Below are 23,892 nucleotides of genomic sequence, written 5' to 3' on the forward strand. Positions count from 1 at the left end.
AGTCAAGATTTAATCTTACAGACATTATAAAAATTATATCTGAATGTCTGATAAGTTATGACTGTCAGATGAGTATTCAAGATATAAGATTTCGTTATTCTTTTCAACAGCTAACTTTTTACTATCCATAAAAGTCTGCATAGGTGTTTTTCCATAGCAATATTTACCGGAATGCGGTCTTTCATTATTATAATATTCTAGCCAAATATCAAGATCTAGTTGTAGATCATCAAGATCAGTATAGATCTTTTTACGCATAGCAGTATCAAAGAATTCTTGTTTCATAGTTTTATTAAAACGTTCACACATACCATTTGTTTGAGGAGAATATGCTTTAGTAGTAGTATGCTCAATACCCTCAATGCTTAAGAACAATTCAAAAGCATGATGTTCTATATTACCTTTATACCCACCACCTCTATCAGTTAAAATACGAAGTACTGGTATTTGCTGACTCTCATACCATGGTAACACTCTATCATTAAGCATGTCAGCAGCGGTAAGTGCTGTTTTATCAGTATATAGTTTAGCCTCTGCAACCCGAGTGTAACTATCAATAAACACTTGAGAATATACCTTGCCTATGCCTTTAAAATTACCTACATAATATGTGTCTTGGCATCCTAGATAACCTGGATGCTGTGTATCAATCTCACCATGAGCTTCTTTCTCGCTACGCCGTTTCTCTAATACTTGTAACTGAGCTTCGGTAAGAACAATACCATCCTGAGCCATTTTGGCTTCTAATGCTTTAAGTCTTTTATTGATATTATTTAAATCATTACGTAGCCAAATAGATCTAACTCCTCCAGGTGATACAAGAATACCAGTCTTTTTAAGCTCATTTGATACTCGCAGCTGACCATAAGCGGGGTATTCTATTGCCATATCTAATACTGCTCTCTCTACGGCAGGATCAACTCTATTCGCTATAATTGGCTTCTTCCGACTAATCTCATATAATGCTTCTTCTCCTCCTGTTTCATATAACTCTTTAAACCTATAATAACTGTCTCTACTGTAACCCATAGCTTTATATGCTGACGATATACTACCAAGACTCCTAGCTAATTCTAGTAATCCTATTTTTGGCTTTATTATTTTTTGATTTAGATTCATCTCTAATCCTCCATTTAATATTATCTTAATTTTACTAAATGTAAGATTAAATCTCAACTATTACAAATGAAGAGTACAATTATATCGCTGATTATATTTTCCTTCAAATATTTCGCAATTAAAACCTAAAGCACGATAAAAATTTACTGCACTATCATCAGTTTCAGCTGTTATTTTCTTTAAAGTAAAATGGCTAATTATATATAAATTAATTGTTTTCCGATTCCTTGAGATCGAAAAGTTTTTAATACGCTAATATGCCTAATTATAGCCTGTATAGATAATACTTCAATTCCAATTATACCAATTAAGTTTTCTTCTATAAAACATCCGATAAGATGCAGCTTAGTATTTTTATAACTTGTCTAATACTTGGCTAATTTTTTCAGTAGTAGGATTGCCTATGCTATCTGCTATAAGATTAGATAAATTTTTTTCGGTAAAATTTACCACTCTAAATGTAAATATTGGTTGCATAATAATATTGTAGAATTAAAGATTATTTGATATACCCCACTGCTTTTTGCTATAAGTATAATTTTCCTTTAAGTTTTTAACAAATTTATTTATGAAAACAACATCTCATCCCGTCTCTTTTTTATGGTCGGTTATATGTAATAGTTGAGATTTAATCTTACATTTAGTAAAATTAAGATAATATTAAATGGAGGATTAGAGATGAATCTAAATCAAAAAATAATAAAGCCAAAAATAGGATTACTAGAATTAGCTAGGAGTCTTGGTAGTATATCGTCAGCATGTAAAGCTATGGGTTACAGTAGAGACAGTTATTATAGGTTTAAAGAGTTATATGAAACAGGAGGAGAAGAAGCATTATATGAGATTAGTCGGAAGAAGCCAATTATAGCGAATAGAGTTGATCCTGCCGTAGAGAGAGCAGTATTAGATATGGCAATAGAATACCCCGCTTATGGTCAGCTGCGAGTATCAAATGAGCTTAAAAAGACTGGTATTCTTGTATCACCTGGAGGAGTTAGATCTATTTGGCTACGTAATGATTTAAATAATATCAATAAAAGACTTAAAGCATTAGAAGCCAAAATGGCTCAGGATGGTATTGTTCTTACCGAAGCTCAGTTACAAGTATTAGAGAAACGGCGTAGCGAGAAAGAAGCTCATGGTGAGATTGATACACAGCATCCAGGTTATCTAGGATGCCAAGACACATATTATGTAGGTAATTTTAAAGGCATAGGCAAGGTATATTCTCAAGTGTTTATTGATAGTTACACTCGGGTTGCAGAGGCTAAACTATATACTGATAAAACAGCACTTACCGCTGCTGACATGCTTAATGATAGAGTGTTACCATGGTATGAGAGTCAGCAAATACCAGTACTTCGTATTTTAACTGATAGAGGTGGTGAGTATAAAGGTAATATAGAACATCATGCTTTTGAATTGTTCTTAAGCATTGAGGGTATTGAGCATACTACTACTAAAGCATATTCTCCTCAAACAAATGGTATGTGTGAACGTTTTAATAAAACTATGAAACAAGAATTCTTTGATACTGCTATGCGTAAAAAGATCTATACTGATCTTGATGATCTACAACTAGATCTTGATATTTGGCTAGAATATTATAATAATGAAAGACCGCATTCCGGTAAATATTGCTATGGAAAAACACCTATGCAGACTTTTATGGATAGTAAAAAGTTAGCTGTTGAAAAGAATAACGAAATCTTATATCTTGAATACTCATCTGACAGTCATAACTTATCAGACATTCAGATATAATTTTTATAATGTCTGTAAGATTAAATCTTGACTTCTACAATTATAATCAAATATTCCATGAAATGTTGTTTTTAATTGCCAATCTTTTTTACAAGATGGGCAATTTGAATAATTAGAACGTGCATATGAGTTTCCTGATACCGGTTCTGCTATAGGATAAAAAACTTTCTTTTTTAAACATTTTTGTATTCGCTTACTAATTTTTCTTCCTTCTATAGAAATATCACTGTCTAATTCTGCTAATAGTCTTTCCATTAACGGTTCTAATTTTTTATAGCTTGAAAAAGCCATAATCTGCGAGCCGCCGCATAATCATTTTTCCAAGAGGTAATTGTTCCTCCGAGATATCGGTCTTTACCATTTATTATATATAAAGGTAGATATATCCCTTCATCTGTACGTAATACAAGCTGCTCTTCATAAGCTTTTGACTATGAAATAAGATATAAATAGAGAAATTTTGCATTTTCAATATTTTCTTCAATATCAATAGGGGTTGCACTAATATAGTCTGCTGTTATTTTATAACTAATTATTACGCCCAATTGCTCTAATTCATCTTTATCTTTCAATGCCTGATAGCTTAAATGTGAAGCATGAAAAGTATCTTTATTAGGAATTACTGCATAAAAAACCAGTTTATTTTTTGTGGGACTAGAAAATTCTCCATTATTTAATATATTACCGTTTTGATATAAAGAACCGATAAAACTACAAAGTAAATGCCAAGTCTTTCCATAATCCTTTAGTAAGAATTGCTTACTTTTATTAAACGATATAGTAACAAGATATATGCTAGACATGGTTTAAATAAAATTTACCTACTTAGCTAAGAATGCTGCCTTTTATAATCTAACTTAATCAAAGTTTATTCCTAAAAAAGCTTACTATTTAGGAATGAGTTCCTAAATAGTTATATTAGTATTGATTTTAAACCTGCTTTAAAAAGAAGCATAAAATACTACTTTTTAAAGCAAAGAGTTACACCCCTAAGGCTTTTTTACCTTTAGATTGTTCTTGTTCAACTGCTTGAGTATGAGATTTGACTTGAGGGATTGCAAGATCGACTACATGTTCATATCTAACGCCGTTTTCAAATAAAACTTGACCGCATTTATTCACTTGAATAACATCTTCTTTAGAGAATTTATTTAAAATAACTTCCGTGATGTCATAAAGGAATTTCCAAGATAATTCTATTCTTTCTTGTAATGTCAGCTTTTTATTTTCCGGTTTTTGACTATTAAGGGCAACATTTGGCGTATCACCAATATTACCTCCTTCAGTAGGTAATATATTTTTTTTACGTGCTGCTATTTTCTTATACATTAAAAATATTAATAATAATGCTAAGCAACCTATGGCAATTAAAATATGAGTATTAGAATTAGACACTATTTTGCTCTTCCTTGTTGTTGAGTTAAGTTTTGTGTTTTAGAAAGCATCGTAACCACTGCTTTATCTATATTAACTAAGTTAGTTATATCAGGAGCTAGCTTTGCAACTGTTAAGACCGGAGGCGGTAATAAGTTAGTTTTTATTGCTAGACTTATAACATTTCCGAGTTCTTTACTTCCTAGTATTACTCCTACTATTTTTTATGTCGCTTGCAATTTCCGTAGCTTTTTCTGCGGCTTTACATAAGGATTCTATCTTTTCGCCAAAAGAAGCTTCCGGATTTAATACTTTTAATAATTCTATTTTAGCTTCATTTAGATTATCCGAAATAGTATTCTTTACAGAGTTTAATTTGTCAATATTTATATCTTGCGGAATTGCATTTTCAATATTACTTTTTAGTTCTGCTATTTTTTCTTCTACTTCATCTTTGCTTTTTGGTATAGCTTTAGCAGCTTTTGCAACATTCTCTAGTGAAGCTCTGTTATTAGGGTTTTTATTTGCTATTTCAATAATTTTTCGAGGCGCTTCCTTTGAGATTTCTGAAATTGCGGCAACTTTCTTAGCTTGTTCATAAAGGTTTTCAATCTGGTCATTAGATTTAGTCTTTTGCCTCATTTCTTTTATATCATTGTGCAAGTTTGTTACTTTCGGTAATAATTTTTCCGAATCAATGAGGTTATTTACTTTTTCAAGTATACCGCTTGTTTGTATAGATATTCCAAGCATCGGTATTTGAGTCGATATAACTCCAGCTAGTATATTTTCTAATGATTCTATAATTTTTTTAGAAGCTCCAGGGTAGAGTTTATCTAATTCTTGCTGAAATTTTAAAACTTGTTCTAAAACGTTTAAACATTTTTCTACAATAATCCCGTCAAATAAAAAATATCTTTTGTTTTTAACTGTTCTTGATATGCTTTCTCAAGTGCTTCAGATAAAGTAGTTAGTGATTCTTGGATTGTTCTATTAAAAAGTTTTTCTATTTTCTCTACATCGATATTTTCAGTGTGAGATAATTCATTTAAAGAATTTTGTAAAATATAAAATAAATGATCTTCCAAATCTTTTACATTCATTTTCAAAGATTTTGTAAAACCTTTTAATTTTATTAACAGTCTTTGTAGTTCTTCTTGTTGTTCTTTGTTTAATCCGCTGAAACTAGAAAAATTAATTATAGACATAAAATTTATTATTTTGTTACCAAAATTAATTAATCTTAAAGCTTTATAACCGTAAAATAAAATGTAAAATAGTTATCATTGCCCTTGAGATTAATTTTTGTTATATTACGTGCTAACATTGCTACAATAGATTTATATTGTTTTATTAGGATATAGGTATATTCTTGAAAGATTAAACTAATCTAACTAACATATTATCAATTATTCAAAAAATTTATGCGTAAATTAACTACATTTATTATCACATTATTACTAACCGGTTCGGCTGCTGCTGTTGATTTGCAGGAAGCTTTAACTGAAGGATATAAGAATAATGAGGAGCTGAAAGCTGCTAGAATTAAGTTTTTGAATGCGATTGAGCAGTTCCCTCAAGCTTTCTCAGGATTTATGCCTAGTGCCGGATTGCAGATTAATAGACAAAATAGTAAGACTAAATATAATAAAAAATATACTGATAGGCTTGGTCTTGCTCCAAAAGAGACAGATAGCAATCAAGGTGCATTAACAATTGAGCAATCATTATTTAGCGGTGGTTCTAGTGTTGCGGCTCTTAAAGCTGCTCAATCAGGGTTTAGAGCATCACGAGGCGAATATTATGCTGGCGAACAAAAAATATTATTAAATTTAATAACTGCTTATCTTGATTGTTTTGAGAGCAAAGAAAAATATGATATTTCTGAAAGTAGAGTTCGTACTAACATACAACAAGTTAACACTGTTGAAGAGAAATTAAGACTAGGGGAAGCAACGATAATAGATATAGCAACTGCAAGAGCAGGGCTTGCAGCGGCAGAAACGAATAAACTAGCTGCCTATGCCGATTTTCAAGGAAAAAAAGCAAATTTTATTAGAGTATTCGGAATAGAGGCTACTGATATAACTATGCCTCATTTACCTGATAGATTACCTGCTTCATTGGATGAGTTAACAAAAAAAGCCGCTAAGTTAAATCCCGATATTGATTCGGCAAGGCATAATGTAACTTCGGCGAAAGCTTTGGAAATGATGCAGAAAGGAAAATTATTGCCGCAAGTAAGTGTAAAGTTGCAATCAGGTAGAACTAACTATAATCCACAAGATCCAGCTGTTCAAAATATAAACAATAAAAGCTATACTACTATTCTTTCGGTAAACATACCTATTTATCCAGATGGAGGAGCTCAATATTCAAGAATCAGATCGGCTAAAAACCAAACAAGAAGTAGTGCAGTTCAGCTTGATAGTGCGATAAAGCAGACACAAGCGGGTGTTGTAAGTGTGTGGGAAGGATTTGAAGCAGCAAAATCTCGTATTGTTGCAGCTAATCAAGGCGTGGAGGCTGCACAAATATCATATGACGGTACGGTGCAAGAGGAAATAGTCGGTTCCAAAACTATACTCGATGTTTTAGATGCTGAGCAGAAATTGTATGAAGCAAAAATAACTCGTGTGGATGCGTATAAGAATTCAGTACTTGCGGCATATCAAATGAAATTGTTAATCGGCGAGCTAACGGCTCAAAGTTTAAAACTTAAAGTAAAATATTTTAGCCCTGAAGAAGAGTTTAAGACTATTAAAAAGAAAATGCTTATAGGTTTCTAACGTGAGTAAGGAAAATAAAAAGAACCAAGATATGTCTGTAGAAGACATATTAAAATCGATTAAAGGAGTAATTAACGAGCGTAAAAATCCTATTTATGAAAATAATAGTGAAGATGAAGATATATTAGAACTAACGGAAATAGCAAATCAAGATGAGGAAGAAAAGTTAATATCCACTAAATCTGCTGAAGCGGTAGGTGATATTTTTAAAAATTTTACCGATACTATTAAAGATAAAAAGCTGGATAATAATATCTCATCTAAAAATGCACTTGAAGAATTAGTCATTGAGATGTTAAAACCGGAACTTAAAGCTTGGCTTGATAAAAATCTACCTGTACTTGTTAAAGAGTTAGTAGAAATTGAAATAAAGAAATTGGTGCAGAATAGTAAGAGGTAGAGTAACCTCAACGTCATTGCGAGGAAAAACTGTAAGTTTTGACGAAGCAATCTCAGGAGTTTGTTATTATTTCATGAGATTGCCACGCAGCCTACGGCTGCTCGCAATGACGTTTTAGGATAATTATTTAATAAGGAATTATATGTTAAATAAATTATGTAAGATATTATTTTTTATCAATCTGTTATTGGTTGCAGTGCAAAGTTATGCTTCCCCTCCGCCCTTACCGCCATCATTACCGGCTGCCGAAATAGATACTAAAGATAAGGATGTTAGTTCTAATTCTAATATTTCTTTTTTTGATAAATTTAAGCAATTTTTTAGTAAATCGAAAAAGAGAAATATCTCCCCTAAACAGCCAAATGAGCAAACTAAAGCGGCTCCTCAAGAAGAGCCAAAGCTAGCTTCACAAGAGCATACTGAAGCTGATGCATCTGAACCTTTTATAGATACCGGTAATACGTCGTTGCCTAGTGTCACCGCAAGTAATGAACATGAAAATAGTACAAATTTAGCTTCTCATGATAACACACCGGATACACAACAAGCACCTAATGAATCGGAAACATCTGGACCTTTTATAGATATTGGTAGTGCAAAGTTACCTAGTGCTATAAGTAATGAAATACATGAGGAAGAAGTTACTTCTAATGAGCATAAAGATACAAATTTAGCTTCTAATATTATAACTCCTAATGTACCGAGACCGATAGTATCTATGCCTCCGGCTCAAGCAGGAAGTTATGTAGTGCCTCCGCAGCGACCGGTGCAAATATATAAACCAACCAATTTGCCGCCTGTGCATAAGCCTATTCCGCTTAATCCACCTCCTGATGCTAATAAAGAGGAAGAAAGCGTAACACCGATAGCACCGCAATCTATACCTAATATGCCTGCTGTTTCTCCGCCTGTGGTCAGCCCGCCGGTAATCCAAGATACTACTACCCCTAGTACTACGCCGACAACGGCACCTCCTGCAGAAACTCCGGCAGTACCTAGTAACGTACCTGCACCTCCGATAATGCCTACAAATCAACCTTCTACACAGCCTATAACACCTCCTAGCCCAAATACACCCGTTACTACTCCGTCTAAAGTAGTTCCTACAACTGATTCTTCGGCGGAAATAAATAACTCTCAAGAGACATTTGTTGCTGTTTCAGATGTCCCAAAAAAACAAGATTGGAATACGCCGCTTATACCAGTTGTTGTAGTGAAGCCGAATCAACCTCAGACTTTAGAGAAGCAAGTCAATAATAATCAAACTACAAATAATCAAGAGAAATCACCTCCGGTAAGCTCTTCGAATGTCACGATTCAAAAACAGGATGATAAGGTGAATAATGAAACCTCGGAATCGACAACAAAATTCGTTAAAGATGAAACACAAATGTTACTTTTACCTGATGATGATATAGTTCTTGGTAAACTAACAGAGCAAGCGACCTTAGAGCAGATGGATATGTATGCCTATATAGAGCTGTTCCAAAAGAAAGAAGAATGGATAGCAAGTGCTGAAAGAAAAAAAGTTGTAGAGAGTTTTATTAAATATGATAATGATATAAATAAAAAGAAAGATATTTATGCCAATCTATCTTATTGTAAGGCAGTAGATAATGCTTTTAGAGCAGTTGATAGAAACAATCTTTTTGGGTTGCGTGCGTTACTTGACGTTTATCCAATATTGCAAGAAAAAAGTAGAAGCGGTGAAACATTACTAACTGCTGCTATTTATAACGATAATTACTATTTAGCAAAATTTTTGGTCATACGAGGTATTAAAATTTCTATTCTAAACGATGAATGCCAATATCCATTAGATATTGCATTAGCTCAAGGAAACGCTAACATAGCTTGTATGTTAATCAAAGCTAAGGGGTATAATTGATTTATTTTCTTATATTTTCCTGAAAGTAATCATATTTTGATGATGATTTATTTTGTAAGCATAAGGATAACCAAATGGATATAATGGCTTATTTGGTTGTAACAAAATAATTGTTCCTGAAAATTCAAAACCGATGTCCCTCATTAATTTGATAATATGTCCTTGAACACTTACTTCTTGCTTATCCACTGTAAAATCACTGATAACAATAGTACAATATTTTTTGTGATTTAGCTTCTCATAAGCTAATTGCATGATATCTTGTAAAGATTTTAAAAATCTTCATAGTTATTTTTATTCCCTAAATTCTTTTCTTCGTTTGAATAATATTCAACTCCAAGTCTACCGCCGTTTCTAAAATATTTATGACTTTTTGTCTGCTCTAATTCCCTTAGCATCATTTCTTAAAATATTATGATATGGTGGGGATGTTACGATATAATCAATATTATCAATATTTTTTAAAACAGATAAAGCATCACCAATCAAATAACTAAAATCTTTATGTTCTTTGTAACCTTTAGAATTTAATCTTTGTAATGCTAGATTTTTGTATTCTAAATTAATATCTATTCCTATACATTTTCTTTGTAAATTACATGAAGCTATTAATGTAGTTCGGCAACCCCCCCAAAAACAATCGACAAAAGGAGTAGAATTTTCTAGAAACAAAGGAGGAGATTCTATAAATGACAATATCAAAGCACAGTGATAGCCAAATCATGTCTATCTTAAAGCAAGCGAGCGGTGGGATGCCTGTAGCGTCTATACTGAGAGAGCACAAAATACCATCAGCGACATTTTATAAATGGAGATCAAAGTATGGTGGTATGGCTTTACCGATGATTACTAAATTAAAGGAGTTAGAATCGGAAAATGCACGGCTTAAAAAGATGTATGCTGAGGAAAGGCTAAGAGCTGATATATTAAAGGAAGTACTTGAAAAAAAGTTAGGAAGCCATCTCAAAGGCGGGAGATGGCTAAAATAATATCTGGAGAAAAAGATATTTCTATAAGGAGTGCATGCAAGATCTTTGGTGTCAGCGAAACATGCTATAGATATAAAAGGAAGCTATCATCTGAGGATGATATTATAGCAGGCCAGCTAATGCGTTTAGTAGGTGATCAAAAGAACTGAGGCCTTGGCCTCTGCTTTTTATATTTACGTAATATCAAAGGTTTTGGTTGGAATCATAAACGTGTATACAGGATATATAAGGAGCTAGCCCTTAATATGAGAATAAAGCCTAAGAAGAGATTACTTAGAGCAAAGCCTAAAAAGCTTATAGTGTCTAAAACAATAAATGATTGCTGGTCCATGGATTTTATGCACGATAGTTTAGAGAATGGTAGGAAATATCGTTTATTTAATGTGATTGATGACTTTAATAGAGAGAGCCTTGGTACTGAGACTGATTTTTTATTGTCAGCAGGAAGAGTTATCAGGTCACTAGATCAAATTATAGAATGGCGAGGTAAGCCAAAATCTATACGTTGTGATAATGGACCTGAATATATCAGTAAATTATTGAGCAAGTGGGCAAAAGAAAAGAATATCAAGTTATTATTCATTCAGCCAGACATGCCTCAGCAAAATGCATATATTGAAAGATATAATAGAACTGTAAGATATGATTGGTTAAATCAGTATTTATTTGTTAATATACAAGAAGCACAGGATCTTGCAACTCAATGGCTTTGGTCTTATAATAACGAAAGACTTAATATGGCTATTGGCGGTATAACACCAATACAAAAATTAGCTCTCGCAACTTAACTCTCTACTCTCTATTGCGATTAAAAATGGGAGGATTATCTGCTTTAGGGAAAATAAATCATTTAAAATTATAGCCATATGCACATAAAGCATAAGGTCAAAATATTCAAGAAATGTACCAACAGATAATAAACCTATAGCTTCTTTTTGTTGTCTTGTTAAGCTTCTTTGTTCTTTTACATAGCTTAGTATAAATTCTTTAATAAAAGTTAAATTGTAAAGAAATCTATACTGTTTTATATAAAAGTCAATAGGAAATTTCGCTTTACACAATAAATAAGAAAGTGAAGTGCAACTTATTATTAATTTATGTTATCAATTTTATCAATATAATTGAACTAGTTTAAAGTGGTATGTCCGTGTACTTGAGCATTCATCACAAGTCCAAAGCCTATTAGCATGGATGCGATCATTGTTCCGCCGTAAGAAATAAATGGTAGTGGTACGCCTACTACGGGAAGCAAGTCCATAACCATAGCTATATTAATAAATACGTGACTAAATAAAATCGAAGTAATACCTATTACCATTAATTTACTAAAAATCTCTCGGCAATTTGCGACAATTAATAAAGAAATAGTTATAAGTGCAAAATATAATATTAGTAAAAACATTCCTCCTATAAAGCCGAATTCTTCAGCGAAAGTAGCAAAGATAAAGTCTGTTTGATGTTCAGGAAGAAAATCTAAATGACTTTGGCTACCTTGATTTAAACCTCGTCCAAATAAGCTACCTGAACCTATAGCGATTTTAGACTGAATAATATTATAGCTAGCACCGAGCGGATCATGTTCGGAATCTAAAAAAACCATTACCCGTTTTTTTTGATAATCATACATCATATTCCAAGCAATAGGCAGACTAATAAGAGCAGCAAGACCTAGTATTATAAAATATTTTATTCTAAAACCCGTTGCAAAAAATATAATTGCCGAAACAATTAAAACAATCATTCCCGTACCTAAATCCGGTCCTCTAATTATTAGAAAAGTCGGTATTAAAACTCCAATAATCGGTACGATAACTTTGTGAAATTTTGTAAGATCATCGATTGTGAGTGAATGAAAATATCTAGCAAGCATTAATACAACGGCGATTTTTATCGGTTCGGAAGGCTGAAGCTTAACTATACCGATATCAATCCATCTTTTTCCGCCCATGGCAGTTAAACCGAAAAGCTCCACGGCTACTAGTAAAGCAAGTACACAAAAATAGAAGATATACGATAATCTGAAGATTATACGCAAATCAATCAACGCAACAACAATAGCTAACGGCAAGAATATACAAAAATTTATAATTTGTTTGTAAGCCCAAGGCTGCAAATTGCTATTCGCTGCAGAATAAAGCACAACAAAACCAATGCAGCAAATTAAGCTAATTAGTAAAATTAAAGTAATCGGTAATTTTTGTAATTGTTCTAGATAATTTTTGTGCATGTTTTTTTGTATTGGGCAATGTTACTATGTCATTCCCGGGTCATGCCTCCATATTGCAGTTATGCCTATTAAAAAGCTATACGTTCAATAAGAGTACCAATAACCTTATCATGAATATCCAATGACTTGGAAAAGCAGATTGTCTTACGTGCAAGCCTCTTGCATCTCGTTCTAAGGTTCAAGTTACTTCGTTCTATCCGTTGAGTGTATTTTTTACTGATAATATGCTTTTTAGGGTCTAATAACCTAGCATAACTCCCCCATCCATCTGTATAGTAAAAAGTCACCTTGAAATTCTCTAGTTTTTTCAGTAATGATTCTAATGTGCTATCACATCTTGTACCAAACGTATAAGCAACTACTTTTAACGAAATCTTATCCAAGGCATACCAAAGCCATCGTTGTCTGGATTTATTCTGTACATAAGACCATTGTTCATCTATCTCAGGAGCAATAATTACTTCTGTTGTACTGATAGAATGATTTATTGTTTTTTAATACTAGATTTTTTTAAAACACGGATAACTGTATTGATACCCACTTTTAATACTCTTACTGTATCTCTAACTCCAGAGCCGTTGATTGACATTTCTACTATTTGCTCCTTAACTCCAGGCTTAGATGCATTATTAATATACTCCAATTGAAAATATCGATTACACCGCTTGCATTGATATCTCTGTTGTTTTGAAATTGAATATCCTGACTTTATTACTTCTTCTGTGTTGTTACAATATCTACACTTAACATCTATTTTTGCCATAACTCCTTAACTATAATTCTCTCTTATTACTGTTTGAGGATTATAGACTATTTACTCTAAACTGCAATACGGAGGCACGACCGAAAAAAATCTCTTTTAGCATCTGTTCTTCGTGGGATGCACATCTTAGTTGTTAGATGTAGCATCTGTAGAAAGGCAAATAAAGCTTGTTTTTGAATAATTATATCTGTGATTTTGCGAATTTTGCTAAAAATTAAAGATATTACATATAGGTTACGTTTAGTTCAAAGATTTGCAAAATTGTTACCTCCTATGTTAGTAATAAAACTAGCAGAAAAACTTGGTGAGTCAGGAAATGGTTCATTTGGATATAAGAAATTAATTTCGATATCATTGATATATTTAATTATTTGTTTATCGTGTTCATTAATAGCAGAGAGATATTTTTCTTTAATAGTTCGTTTTTCATCTTCATTTGCTACAATACCTAATTCATATATTAAGCCGTGTTCCCATTTAAAATGTTGTACTACGCTATATCCATTACCATGCCGAGCTGTTGTAGTATAAATTTTTTTATAAATTTCATCTTGTGTAACAAAGTCAATAATATTTCTAACTTCAATCTCAAATTTTTTTATCAAAATTTGAGGTTAGTACTTCTGCTATAAAAGAACTTAATGGATTAAGATCAAAACCGATAACCTTTCTATTAAGTCTAATTGCTTCAAAAAAAAGCAATTCCACTTCCCATAAATGGATCAAGTCAAATCCCATTTTCTGGAGTATAAGTTTTAATGTATTCAGCCCAAATATTATGTGGTTTTTGCCCCAATATTTTAGTGCTGTATATATATGTGGTCTTTTTTCTTCCACCAAAGCATGATTAACACCTTTATTTATTGATATATCAATCATATATTTGAAAGCTGAAATAATTAATAATAAACATATTTATATAGCATATTAATTAATTTGATTCTATAAGTAATAGAACCTTATTAAGTAAATTATGTATACTTAGTTTAGAACTTCATATTAACTATTCTATTTTTTAAATTTTTAGATATCTTATCAACTGTTGCTATTAATACTAACAATTTCTTTAAAGCCTAATTGCTTTTCTATGTTAAATAGTTTAATTTAGGAAAGAAAATAATTAATTAAATCTTTAATATATGAGCGATTTATTCAGCTTTAACAAAGAAAAAAAAAGTAAGCTAGTCGATAATAATTACAGTGCAAAAGATATTGAAGTATTAGAGGGGCTTGAGCCTGTTCGTAAAAGACCGGGGATGTATATCGGGGGTACTGATTCAAATGCTATGCACCATTTAGTATCTGAAGTGCTAGATAATGCTATGGATGAAGCGGTCGCCGGCTTTGCAAGTATCATCACGATAAAAATGCATCTGGATCGCAGTATCACTATATTTGATAACGGTCGCGGTATTCCTATTGATAATCATCCTAAATTTCCTGACAAATCAGCTTTAGAAGTAATTTTAACTACTCTTCATTCAGGAGGCAAATTCTCAAATAATGTTTATCATACTGCAGGTGGGTTGCATGGTGTTGGAATATCGGTAGTAAATGCTTTATCTAAACATTTAGAAATAAAGGTTTATAAACAAGGTAAATTATATAGCCAAAGTTATTCTAAAGGAGAAAAATTAACTGATTTAATATGTGAAGAAGCATCTAAAAGGCTAAGAGGTACATCAATAAATTTTACTCCAGATCCGGAAATTTTTAGTGAAAAATTACATTTTAATCCTAAAAAGATTTATGAGCTTGCAAGATCAAAAGCCTATTTATATCGTGGTGTTACTATAGAATGGGAATGCGAAGTAGAAGTGCCGTCAGATATACCTAAAAAGGCATTAATAAATTTCCCGAACGGTTTAAAAGATTATTTAAGTTCAAAAATAACTTTAGATAATTTAATTATGCCGGAAATTTTTGCAGGTAATATAGAGTCTACGCCGGACGAGATAAAACTTGAATGGGCGATTTGTTGGCAAAATAATGATAACTCGGCATTTATTCAATCATATTGTAATACTGTTCCGACTCCTCAAGGAGGAACGCATGAGCAAGGTCTTAAGTCAGCTATTTTACGTGGGCTTAAAGCATACGGTGAAATGATAGGAAATAAAAAAGCTGCTAATCTAACTATTGAGGATATCTTAGAAACCGCAAGTGTCGTACTTTCTATTTTTATAGCTGAGCCGTCTTTTCAAGGACAAACTAAGGAAAAATTAGTATCAAATGGTGTAAGTAAACCGGTTGAGAATATAATAAAAGATCATTTTGACCACTTCCTTAGTAGCGATAAAGCTTTAGCTACTAATTTACTTGAGCATGTAATTGCTATTGCTGAGTTTAGAATAAGTAAGAAAAACGAAAAAAATATTTCCCGTAAAAATGCCACTCAAAAATTACGTTTACCTGGTAAACTTGCTGATTGCACACGAACTACGCCCGGAGGGACGGAATTATTTATTGTAGAGGGTGATTCGGCAGGAGGCTCTGCAAAACAAGCTCGTAATAGAGAAACGCAAGCAGTATTACCGCTATGGGGTAAAGTTCTAAATGTTGCGAGTTCTACGCTTGAGAAAATCGTTAATAATCAAGCAATACAAGATTTAGAAATAGCTCTTGCTTGCGGTAGTTTAAAGAATTATAAAGAAGAAAATTTGCGTTATGAAAAAATCATTATTATGACTGATGCAGATGTTGACGGTGCTCATATAGCTTCGTTATTAATGACTTTCTTTTTTTTACGAATGCCGAAATTGGTAGAAGAGGGGCATTTATATCTAGCTAAACCTCCGCTTTATCGTTTAACGCAGTCTAATAAAACTTATTATGCAGGCGATGAAGAGGAAAAAGCTAGGTTAACGGATAAATTATCGAAAGCTAGTAAAGCTAAAATTGAAGTAGGTAGGTTTAAAGGTCTCGGCGAAATGATGCCTGCACAATTAAAGGAAACTACTATGCATCCGGAAAAAAGATCTCTTTTAAAAGTGACTTTAGAAGATTTTCAAAATGTCGATAAAATAGTAGATGATTTAATGGGTAAAAAGCCGGAAAAAAGATTTCAATTTATTTATGAACAGGCTTTAGTTAAAATGGATAAGATTATTAACGAGTTGGATATTTGACAGCGTCATTCAGAAAGCTTGATACAAGCGAAATTTTCGAGACAAGCCTTTGTTCACGTACTATTTGTACGTTCCGCAGGCCTGCTCTTAAGTTCATCTTGTCTGAAGCTTTCTGAATTTAGCTGTAGGACGTCATTACAAGGAAAAATTCTAAACACATACGGAGTATTATGTTATTACGTTTAATTATAACACTATTTTTTATTATAAATTCTATTTGTGCATTTGCAGAAGAAGAAAAAGAGCTTGAAAATAAAATATCAAATCAGGAAGCTTATAAGCAATTTCAAGACGTATTTGAACGTATCGAAAAGGATTACGTACAAGTTCCGGATAGGCAAAAAATGATAGATGAAGCAATTAACGGTATGTTAAACTCTCTTGATCCTCATTCAAGCTATTACACCGATGAGGATTTAGAAGATATTTTTACTTTTACAAAAGGTGAATTCGGCGGAATCGGTGTTGAAATAATGTATGATAGCGGAGCAATTAAGATAATATCGCCTATTGATGATTTACCGGCTTTTAAAGCAGGGCTTAAAGGCGGGGATTATATAGTAGGCGTGAATGACGAGTTAGTCTCTACGTTTGGACCTAATAAAGCTATAAAAGAGATGCGTGGTACGCCTGGTACTAAGGTTAAATTGTTGATAATTAAGGAAGAAGAGGCAAAACCGCAAGAGCTAGAGCTTACTCGCGAAATAGTAAAAATCAAGCCGATAAAAGCACATTTAGAAAAAAATAATATTGCATATATACGTATAACTACTTTTAATGAGTCAACAATTTCTGAGTTGAAGGCAGCAGTAAAGAAGTTAAAAACTGAAAGTAAAGATGACCTAAAAGGTATAATTCTAGATTTACGTAATAATGTCGGAGGTATACTAGATCAAGCTATTGCCGTTAGTGATTATTTTATTGATTCCGGTGTAATTGTAACAACAAAAGGTAGAACTACATCAAGTAACAGCGAGACTAAAGCAAATGAGTTTTCGTTAAAAGCTCCCAAAGTACCTATGATAGTTTTAATAAACGGTAATTCTGCCTCTGCCTCGGAAATAGTTGCCGGAGCTTTGCAAGATCATAAAAGAGCAATAATACTTGGCACTAAGTCTTTTGGTAAAGGATCAGTTCAGGCTTTAACGCAAATCAATTCTAGGGCTGCCGTAAAACTCACTATATCTAAATATTACACCCCAAGCGGTCGTTCTATTCAGGCAGAAGGAATAGAGCCTGATATTTTAATTGAGCCGGCAAAAGTCGAATATCCTGAGGTGAAAAAAATAGATAAGCGTTTTTCAGAAAGTTCTTTAAAAAATTACTTAAAGAATGATAATGAAAAAAATAAAGATAATTCATCTAAAAATAAAGATAGCAAAAAAGAAACAAAAGCCAAAAATAATAAACAAGAAGAGAATGAATTATCAGAATTATACAAAAAAGATTATCAATTTGCTCGTGCTTATGATGTAATTACAGGGTTGATTATTAATAAGAAGCTGGAAACGAAAGAGAAAGTTAAACAAGAAGATAAGTAGAGAGGATAATGTCATTCTAGGTTTTGCTGCATGGATACCGAGTCGTCATTGCGAGGAGCCGTAGGCGGACGCGGCAATCCAGAAAAATAATAAAAAAATTCTGTAAATCAGAATTTTTAACTGGATTGCTTCGTCAATTACTTCGTAATTTCCTCGCAATGACGACTTTCAGTATCCATGCAACAATGCCTTTAGTTGAGTAGCTTATGACGATTTGGTATGTAAGTAAGCTTTCCACAGGAATGACATCCGCTGAGCTAAAAATAACTACTAGGTCTCGTAATGAACCATAATAAGTATATAGTAAGATTGTCATTTATTATATTATTTCTTAATATTGTCATAAATATGATGTTTTATCGTTATTTTATGATAAAAGAAATGATAGTAAAACAAGTGGCTTTGGAACATACTAAAATTGTAGAACTTTACACTGATAATATTTGGAATGCTCATCAGAACGTAATCAGTAAATTACATAAATTCGATTATTTAAAACTATTACAAGATCAAGATTTTATTAATTTTGCAAAGATTACCGCTCAATGGTTCACCAATCTTAATATTAATATTTCTCTCTACGATCTCAAAGGTAATAAATTCATCACTAGTAATATGTTACATATGTATAGTGTAGACAATTATAAAGATGATAGCTTGGTTGAGATATTTACCGCAAAAATCGATAATTTTTTTTTAAAATCCTTTACTTCAAAAGCTCCGCTTCGAGATGCTTTTGAGGGTATTACAAGTCATATATTATTACCAAGGGTAGTAATAGAAAATGAAAGTGATTTAACAATAGAAGAAGCTTCTGTTGTTACTAGCTATATCCCTGTTATAGATAATAATTTAGATTTTCCCGTAGATGCAGTATTTGAGATTAACACTAATATTACCAGCCAGTGGCAAAATATAACATCTCTTGAGCAAAAAGTTTTTATAACTTTTATCATTATTTTTATAATATTCTGCACTATAATTATTAGTAATACTAACTATGCTAGACAAATTATTGAGGAGCAGCTTGAAACAAATAGAAATTTAAAAGCTCAAATAGTAAAAGTAGAAAAAACCAGCTCTTCAAATACAAAGTTTTTTGCTAATATTAGTCATGAATTGCGTACTCCACTTAATGCTATAATAGGCTTTTCGGAGATTCTTATGTCGGAAAGAGATGCAGAAAAAAGTAAAAATTATATTAAAGATATAAATGATGCCGGTAAACATTTGCTTAGTATGATTAATGATATTTTAGATCTTTCTAAAGCTTCTGCCGATAAATTAAAAGTAGATAGTATAGATCTTGATTTAAATAAATTAATTAGTTCTTCGCTGATACTTGTTAAGTCTCGTGCCGATCAAGCCGAAGTAGCTTTAATTAGTAGATTACCGAAAGAGCATGTGGTTATAAAGGCTGATCCAAAGAGGCTAAAACAAGTATTCTTAAATCTTTTATCAAATGCCGTGAAATTTACAAATTCTGGAGGAAGTGTTACTATTGCACTTGAAAAAGATGAGTTAGCAAAATTAGTATATATAAAAGTTATAGATACCGGCATCGGTATTGAGGAAAAAGATATCCCGAAAACTTTATCGGCGTTCGGTCAAATTGATAGTGAGTTTAGTCGAAAATATGAAGGTACCGGGCTTGGGTTGCCGCTTACTAAAAAGCTTGTTGAACTTATGAACGGTGAATTTGATTTGCAAAGTAAGATAAATGAAGGTACAACCATAACAATAACTTTTACATATGACGGTAGTATTGAGATATAAGTATACTCGCTGAATTTGAAAAATTGGCTTCGTTATTTTTTTGCTTTTAATCCTCACGTACTAGTATGTACGCTGCGGTTAAAAGCTTCAAAACACCTTGCTCTTTTCCAAATTGAGCTTCGTATAACTGTTCTTCATTTACTCGTAAGTATATTGCCTAAAAAGAATTTTTTGAGATAGAATGACAATAAGGTCTTTATTAAGTGTTGTATAAAACAAAAGCACTTTTTTAGGTAATTCCGAAATATAAAAAATTGTGTGGAATATTAAAAATTTTTCGGTATTATAAAAAAATTATAAATTTTTAAAAAATATATGAAGCTTATTATCTTATTATTTACTTTTTTATTTTCTATGTTTTCTTTTGGAGAAAGCGAAACTATTAAAGGAAAGCCTTTAAAATATGCAGCAAATAATGATTTTGAAAATAGACTAGATGAACAGGAACAAGCAATCAGAAGGCTAATCGGTAAAGTTGAGGTTTTACAGCATAAAATTGATATGCTAACGCAGAACTCAAATATTCCCAATCAAGAAGAAAATACTGAAGTTTTAGAAGCCGGTGATTCAAAAAAACAAGATGTTTTTGATATAGCTTTGCTTAAAGATATGCCGGATAATGCTCCTAAAAAACCTATTGCGGTTAATAAGGATATAGCTCCTGATAAGCAAGCTTACGATTTGGCTCTTGCTGCTTATAAAGATAATAAACTTACTGAAGCAAAAGATAAATTTAAAAATTTTATCCAAAAATATCCTAACAGTTCGCTAATTAGTAATGCTTATTTCTGGTATGGGGAATGCTTTTTTAAACAAAAAGACTATAACGGAGCAGCGGTTAACTATTTAAAAGGCTATAAAGAGTCGCCGAAAGGGGCAAAGTCTTCTGATGGGTTATTGAAGTTAGCACTTTCCTTAGGCGAGCTAAAAAAGACGACAGAAGCCTGTAATATGCTTGCTAAGCTTGATAAGGAATTTCCAACCAATAGAACTGCCACATCCAAGAAAATGGCAGAAGATGCTAAGATTAAATTTGGCTGTAAAAATAAATAAAAATAATAAAATATGACTGATATTTTGGATGAAGTACTAAGTGATCAAAATGAAGAAAAAAGGTTAATTTTTTTCAAAAAGCTTTTACCTATAATAATAATCATTTCTATAATAGCTATTACTATAATGGTTATTATTATTAATAATAAAGATAAAAGAGTTAAAAATAACCAAAAAAACGGAGATATTCTTGTTAAGATCGTTGGTTTGGAAGCAACAAAAGATAATGAAGAATTAGCTTTTAATACTTTAGAGAATTTAGTTACTACTAGTAATACTAAAATAAAAGAAATAGCTGCATTAGAACAAGTAGCCATAAAGATTTCGGAAAAAAAATATTCAGAAGCGAAAGACCTGCTTAATAAAATTATTGAAAATAAAGAATATTCCGAAATTTCTACTTCTTATGCACGTATTTCATGGTGTGGTCTTGTTATTGATGATCAAAATCTAGATATTCAAGATAAAGAAAAATTGACAAAATATTTAAACTATTTTGATGACGAGAAAAAACCTTTTTGGGCTACGGCAACTATTATAAAAGCTATGTGGGATATTAAGAATAATATGAAACCGCAAGCAGAAAAAAACCTAAAAAATTTATTAATTTCAAATAATGTATCTGATCTAATAAAAGATCAGGCTAAAGCATTGCTTGTAAATTTAAATAAATAATAATTTGTACTTAAGGAAAAATATGACAAAAAAAATAGCACTTCTGTTATTACCTTTTATTTTAATTTCATGTAACGGGCTTGGACCAAAAACGGTAAAAAATATTGTTGAGTTGACTCCTAAATTAGCAATTCAGACTAATGAGCTTATATATTTAGATTCTAGTGCAAATATATATACATTTAATGCAAATATGCTTAAGAATAAACAGTATAGTTTTGCTAGACGCAAAACGATTACCGAGCCGGTTTTTATAGGCGATATGATTTATGCCTTGGATATTAGATCGAATATTTCTGCATTTTCTATAGAGAAAAATAAGATTATTTGGTCTTATAATTTAAGTAGACATAAAAAAGATCATTATATAGGCGGCGGAATTTTACACCATAACGGAAAATTATACGTAACATACGGCTCAAGGCTGTTAGTAGTACTAGATGCAAAATCAGGATATGAAATAATTAGAAAAGAACTTCCGGATATTATTAGAATTAAGCCTATTGTGCTAGATGATAATACTGTCCTAGTGCAAACTATCAGTAATCAAACTATTGCTTTAAATGCAGAAACTTTAAAAACCATATGGGAACATGAAGGTCTAGCGGAAGTTTTATCGGCTAGTTATTTTATGACGCCGATAGTACAGCATGATAATGTAATAGTAACTTATAATTCCGGTCAAGTGCTTGCCTTAAATATAAAAAACGGTGAAGTAAGATGGAATTTTGAGTTTGCAAATCTTAATGATCGTACAGCTATACCGAATTTTGACGAATCAAGTATTTTATGTACCCCTGTTCATGATAATATGAATCTGTATATAGCGACCGGTCTTGGTAAGCTTATTAAGCTTAATATAGCAACCGGTAGTGTGATTTGGCAGGTAAATGCCGAGGATATTCAATCAATGTCTTTAATCGGTAATAGCCTATTTGTAACAAATAATGCTAGACAAATAGCAGCATTTAATCCTGAAACAGGGAAAGTAAAGTTTGTAGCTGATTTAAATGATGGAAAAGATCCTAAGAAACTAAAATCTGCTACTTTTTTAGTTCCTTTTGTTGGAGTTGATAATAACAATAAGCGAAGTTTAAATGTTATTTCCGTTATCGGTGTTTTATATAGTTTTGATGTTGATAATAATGGATTAAACATGATGCCTCATATTGTCAAAATTATAAAAAATATTCGTCATTATGGGCTAATGGCAAATAATAATTTATATTTTTCTACCGATAGAAAAATAATATTCGGAAGTAAATAAATTATATTTAGCTTGACAGATAGCGGGTATTAATGCTATTAAATATGTTTCTTGATTCTTTAATTTTAAATGCTAATTAAAATAGATACTATTGTGAAAACTTACTCGGCAAAGCCATCGGAAATTGAAAAGAAATGGTGGGTCATAGACGCAAAAAATATTGTACTAGGACGACTCGCTAGCAGAGTTGCTAATATGCTACGCGGTAAGCATAAACCTAGCTTTACACCTCATTTAGATTGTGGTGATAATATAATCATAATAAATGCAGAGCATGTAAAATTAACAGGTAAAAAAGCGAATCCCAAAGACGGAAAAATATATTACAGACATACAGGATTTCCAGGTGGGATAAAAGATACTACGGCAGGTAAAATCTTAAGCGGTAAACACCCTGAGAGAGTTATTAAAATGGCCGTAAAAAGAATGATTACAAGAAATACTTTAGGTGCTAAGCAAATGAGTAATTTGTATGTTTATGCAAATGGTGATCATCCTCATATGGCACAGCAACCTACTGTTTATGATTTTGCAAGCCAAAATCCAAAAAATAAAAAGTAATAGAATATGACCGAGTTAAAAATTAAAACAGAAAAAGTAGAAAAGCAGTTAACTAAAGAGCTTTTAAAACAGGTATTAAAAACTCCTAAAGAAAAAATAGATAATTCAGACAAGTTTTATGCTACAGGTAAAAGAAAAAATGCTATAGCACGAGTATGGCTTAAAGTAGGAAAAGGAAAAATAGTTGTTAATAAAAAAACAATAGACCAGTATTTTCCTTCTGAAACTTATGTGAAAACTATCTTACAGCCGTTTGTCTTAACAAAAACTATTGATCAGTATGATGTAATTTGTACTGTTAGAGGTGGAGGAATTTCAGGACAAAAAGGTGCTATTTTACATGGAATTTCTAAAGCTTTAGATAAATCTGCTCCAGATTTTCATGCTATTTTACGTAAAGGCGGTCTTTTAACGCGTGATTCTAGGGTAGTAGAGCGTAAGAAATACGGACAACGTAAAGCACGTAAGAAAACACAATTCTCTAAACGTTAAGATAGAGAGAAGTTACTAGCCAATTGTAGACACCGAACCGTCATTGCGAGTAGCCGCAGGCTGCGTGGCAATCTAGCAAAAATAAT

At 31.9% G+C, this 23,892-nt stretch carries 24 protein-coding genes and 4 pseudogenes; 14 read left to right on the forward strand and 14 right to left on the reverse strand.

Annotated features, from left to right (window positions below; all coding sequences use genetic code 11):
* Positions 1-33: 33 nt before the first annotated feature.
* The 3 genes from AC0ODJ_RS03530 to AC0ODJ_RS03540 form a co-directional block, all read right to left on the reverse strand.
* Entirely contained in the window at positions 34-1,119 is a 1,086-nt protein-coding gene (locus AC0ODJ_RS03530) for an IS481 family transposase (protein WP_474465612.1), read from the reverse strand.
* A 197-nt stretch (positions 1,120-1,316) separates the two neighbouring features.
* The gene (locus AC0ODJ_RS03535; RefSeq protein WP_371920396.1) at positions 1,317-1,463 is read right to left on the reverse strand and encodes a GNAT family N-acetyltransferase; all 147 of its coding nucleotides are present in this window, start codon (positions 1,461-1,463) and stop codon (positions 1,317-1,319) included.
* 10 nt (positions 1,464-1,473) lie between these two features.
* Positions 1,474-1,596, reverse strand: coding sequence for a hypothetical protein (locus tag AC0ODJ_RS03540; protein ID WP_256621216.1), 123 nt, complete (start codon positions 1,594-1,596; stop codon positions 1,474-1,476).
* 201 nt (positions 1,597-1,797) lie between these two features.
* Here AC0ODJ_RS03540 and AC0ODJ_RS03545 point away from each other — a divergent pair, with 201 nt between their 5' ends.
* The gene (locus tag AC0ODJ_RS03545) at positions 1,798-2,883 is read left to right on the forward strand and encodes an IS481 family transposase (protein WP_127896995.1); all 1,086 of its coding nucleotides are present in this window, start codon (positions 1,798-1,800) and stop codon (positions 2,881-2,883) included.
* Between the two features lie 3 nt (positions 2,884-2,886).
* Here AC0ODJ_RS03545 and AC0ODJ_RS03550 read toward each other — a convergent pair whose 3' ends face one another.
* The 4 genes and pseudogenes from AC0ODJ_RS03550 to AC0ODJ_RS03565 all read right to left on the reverse strand — a co-directional run bounded on the left by AC0ODJ_RS03550 (position 2,887) and on the right by AC0ODJ_RS03565 (position 5,465).
* Positions 2,887-3,174, reverse strand: a complete 288-nt coding sequence (locus AC0ODJ_RS03550) for a DUF2310 family Zn-ribbon-containing protein (protein WP_256621174.1) — start codon at positions 3,172-3,174, stop codon at positions 2,887-2,889.
* 140 nt (positions 3,175-3,314) lie between these two features.
* Positions 3,315-3,686 (reverse strand): hypothetical protein, encoded by a 372-nt coding sequence (locus AC0ODJ_RS03555; RefSeq protein ID WP_256621173.1) that lies wholly within the window; start codon positions 3,684-3,686, stop codon positions 3,315-3,317.
* 178 nt (positions 3,687-3,864) lie between these two features.
* A complete protein-coding gene (locus AC0ODJ_RS03560) occupies positions 3,865-4,278 on the reverse strand; it encodes a DUF2660 domain-containing protein (protein ID WP_218460000.1) in 414 nt (137 codons plus the stop codon).
* Positions 4,278-5,465 (reverse strand): annotated as a pseudogene (locus AC0ODJ_RS03565) (hypothetical protein). Before AC0ODJ_RS03565 ends, AC0ODJ_RS03560 begins: the two are co-directional and overlap by 1 nt.
* Positions 5,466-5,681: 216 nt before the next feature.
* Here AC0ODJ_RS03565 and AC0ODJ_RS03570 point away from each other — a divergent pair.
* From AC0ODJ_RS03570 to AC0ODJ_RS03580, 3 genes are all read left to right on the forward strand, one after another.
* Positions 5,682-7,046, forward strand: a complete 1,365-nt coding sequence (locus AC0ODJ_RS03570; protein ID WP_474465044.1) for a TolC family protein — start codon at positions 5,682-5,684, stop codon at positions 7,044-7,046.
* A gap of 1 nt (position 7,047) precedes the next feature.
* Complete coding sequence (locus AC0ODJ_RS03575) at positions 7,048-7,446, forward strand: DUF2497 domain-containing protein (protein WP_474465045.1); 399 nt, start codon at positions 7,048-7,050, stop codon at positions 7,444-7,446.
* A 142-nt stretch (positions 7,447-7,588) separates the two neighbouring features.
* Positions 7,589-9,334 (forward strand): ankyrin repeat domain-containing protein, encoded by a 1,746-nt coding sequence (locus AC0ODJ_RS03580; protein WP_474465046.1) that lies wholly within the window; start codon positions 7,589-7,591, stop codon positions 9,332-9,334.
* Positions 9,335-9,343: 9 nt separating this feature from the next.
* On the opposite strand, the gene AC0ODJ_RS03585 is transcribed toward AC0ODJ_RS03580, so the two are convergent.
* Complete coding sequence (locus AC0ODJ_RS03585; protein WP_474465047.1) at positions 9,344-9,589, reverse strand: hypothetical protein; 246 nt, start codon at positions 9,587-9,589, stop codon at positions 9,344-9,346.
* A 108-nt stretch (positions 9,590-9,697) separates the two neighbouring features.
* Positions 9,698-10,030: a TRM11 family methyltransferase gene (locus tag AC0ODJ_RS03590; protein ID WP_474465049.1), complete on the reverse strand. Its 333-nt coding sequence runs from the start codon at positions 10,028-10,030 to the stop codon at positions 9,698-9,700.
* Between AC0ODJ_RS03590 and AC0ODJ_RS03595 the strand changes: the two are divergent.
* Positions 10,024-11,111, forward strand: a pseudogene (locus AC0ODJ_RS03595) (IS3 family transposase). The gene AC0ODJ_RS03590 and the pseudogene AC0ODJ_RS03595 sit on opposite strands and share 7 nt — an antisense overlap.
* A gap of 51 nt (positions 11,112-11,162) precedes the next feature.
* Here the strand turns inward: AC0ODJ_RS03595 and AC0ODJ_RS03600 are convergent.
* From AC0ODJ_RS03600 to AC0ODJ_RS03620, 5 genes and pseudogenes are all read right to left on the reverse strand, one after another.
* Positions 11,163-11,303: pseudogene (locus tag AC0ODJ_RS03600) on the reverse strand (MFS transporter); the annotation flags it as partial.
* A gap of 146 nt (positions 11,304-11,449) precedes the next feature.
* Positions 11,450-12,550: a rod shape-determining protein RodA gene (gene rodA / locus AC0ODJ_RS03605; RefSeq protein ID WP_218459812.1), complete on the reverse strand. Its 1,101-nt coding sequence runs from the start codon at positions 12,548-12,550 to the stop codon at positions 11,450-11,452.
* A 68-nt stretch (positions 12,551-12,618) separates the two neighbouring features.
* Positions 12,619-13,313, reverse strand: a protein-coding gene (locus AC0ODJ_RS03610; RefSeq protein WP_240466735.1) for an IS1 family transposase whose coding sequence is annotated in 2 segments (ribosomal slippage) — positions 12,619-13,040 and positions 13,040-13,313 — 696 coding nt in all. Because the reading frame shifts where the segments join, the coding sequence is not laid out codon by codon here.
* A gap of 245 nt (positions 13,314-13,558) precedes the next feature.
* Entirely contained in the window at positions 13,559-13,918 is a 360-nt protein-coding gene (locus AC0ODJ_RS03615) for a hypothetical protein (RefSeq protein ID WP_218460901.1), read from the reverse strand.
* Positions 13,902-14,192: a hypothetical protein gene (locus AC0ODJ_RS03620; protein ID WP_218460902.1), complete on the reverse strand. Its 291-nt coding sequence runs from the start codon at positions 14,190-14,192 to the stop codon at positions 13,902-13,904. The genes AC0ODJ_RS03615 and AC0ODJ_RS03620 overlap by 17 nt, the downstream gene beginning before the upstream one ends.
* Positions 14,193-14,452: 260 nt before the next feature.
* Between AC0ODJ_RS03620 and parE the strand changes: the two genes are divergently transcribed.
* The 9 genes and pseudogenes from parE (at position 14,453) to rpsI (ending at position 23,806) form a co-directional block, all read left to right on the forward strand.
* The gene (gene parE / locus AC0ODJ_RS03625) at positions 14,453-16,441 is read left to right on the forward strand and encodes a DNA topoisomerase IV subunit B (RefSeq protein ID WP_218460903.1); all 1,989 of its coding nucleotides are present in this window, start codon (positions 14,453-14,455) and stop codon (positions 16,439-16,441) included.
* A 170-nt stretch (positions 16,442-16,611) separates the two neighbouring features.
* Entirely contained in the window at positions 16,612-17,982 is a 1,371-nt protein-coding gene (locus AC0ODJ_RS03630) for a S41 family peptidase (protein WP_218460904.1), read from the forward strand.
* 23 nt (positions 17,983-18,005) lie between these two features.
* A pseudogene (locus AC0ODJ_RS03635) lies at positions 18,006-18,134 on the forward strand (zinc ABC transporter substrate-binding protein); the annotation flags it as partial.
* 130 nt (positions 18,135-18,264) lie between these two features.
* Positions 18,265-19,758, forward strand: coding sequence for a sensor histidine kinase (locus AC0ODJ_RS03640; protein ID WP_218460905.1), 1,494 nt, complete (start codon positions 18,265-18,267; stop codon positions 19,756-19,758).
* A gap of 315 nt (positions 19,759-20,073) precedes the next feature.
* Positions 20,074-20,811: a tol-pal system protein YbgF gene (gene ybgF, locus AC0ODJ_RS03645; RefSeq protein WP_218460906.1), complete on the forward strand. Its 738-nt coding sequence runs from the start codon at positions 20,074-20,076 to the stop codon at positions 20,809-20,811.
* A 12-nt stretch (positions 20,812-20,823) separates the two neighbouring features.
* On the forward strand, positions 20,824-21,486 hold the full coding sequence (locus AC0ODJ_RS03650) for a DUF2659 family protein (protein WP_218460907.1): 663 nt from the start codon (positions 20,824-20,826) through the stop codon (positions 21,484-21,486).
* Between the two features lie 22 nt (positions 21,487-21,508).
* Complete coding sequence (locus AC0ODJ_RS03655; RefSeq protein WP_218460908.1) at positions 21,509-22,753, forward strand: outer membrane protein assembly factor BamB; 1,245 nt, start codon at positions 21,509-21,511, stop codon at positions 22,751-22,753.
* 93 nt (positions 22,754-22,846) lie between these two features.
* Positions 22,847-23,314, forward strand: a complete 468-nt coding sequence (gene rplM / locus AC0ODJ_RS03660) for a 50S ribosomal protein L13 (RefSeq protein WP_041078837.1) — start codon at positions 22,847-22,849, stop codon at positions 23,312-23,314.
* A 6-nt stretch (positions 23,315-23,320) separates the two neighbouring features.
* A complete protein-coding gene (gene rpsI / locus AC0ODJ_RS03665) occupies positions 23,321-23,806 on the forward strand; it encodes a 30S ribosomal protein S9 (protein ID WP_474465053.1) in 486 nt (161 codons plus the stop codon).
* The last annotated feature ends 86 nt before the right edge of the window (positions 23,807-23,892 follow it).

The organism is Rickettsia senegalensis, from assembly GCF_056135685.1.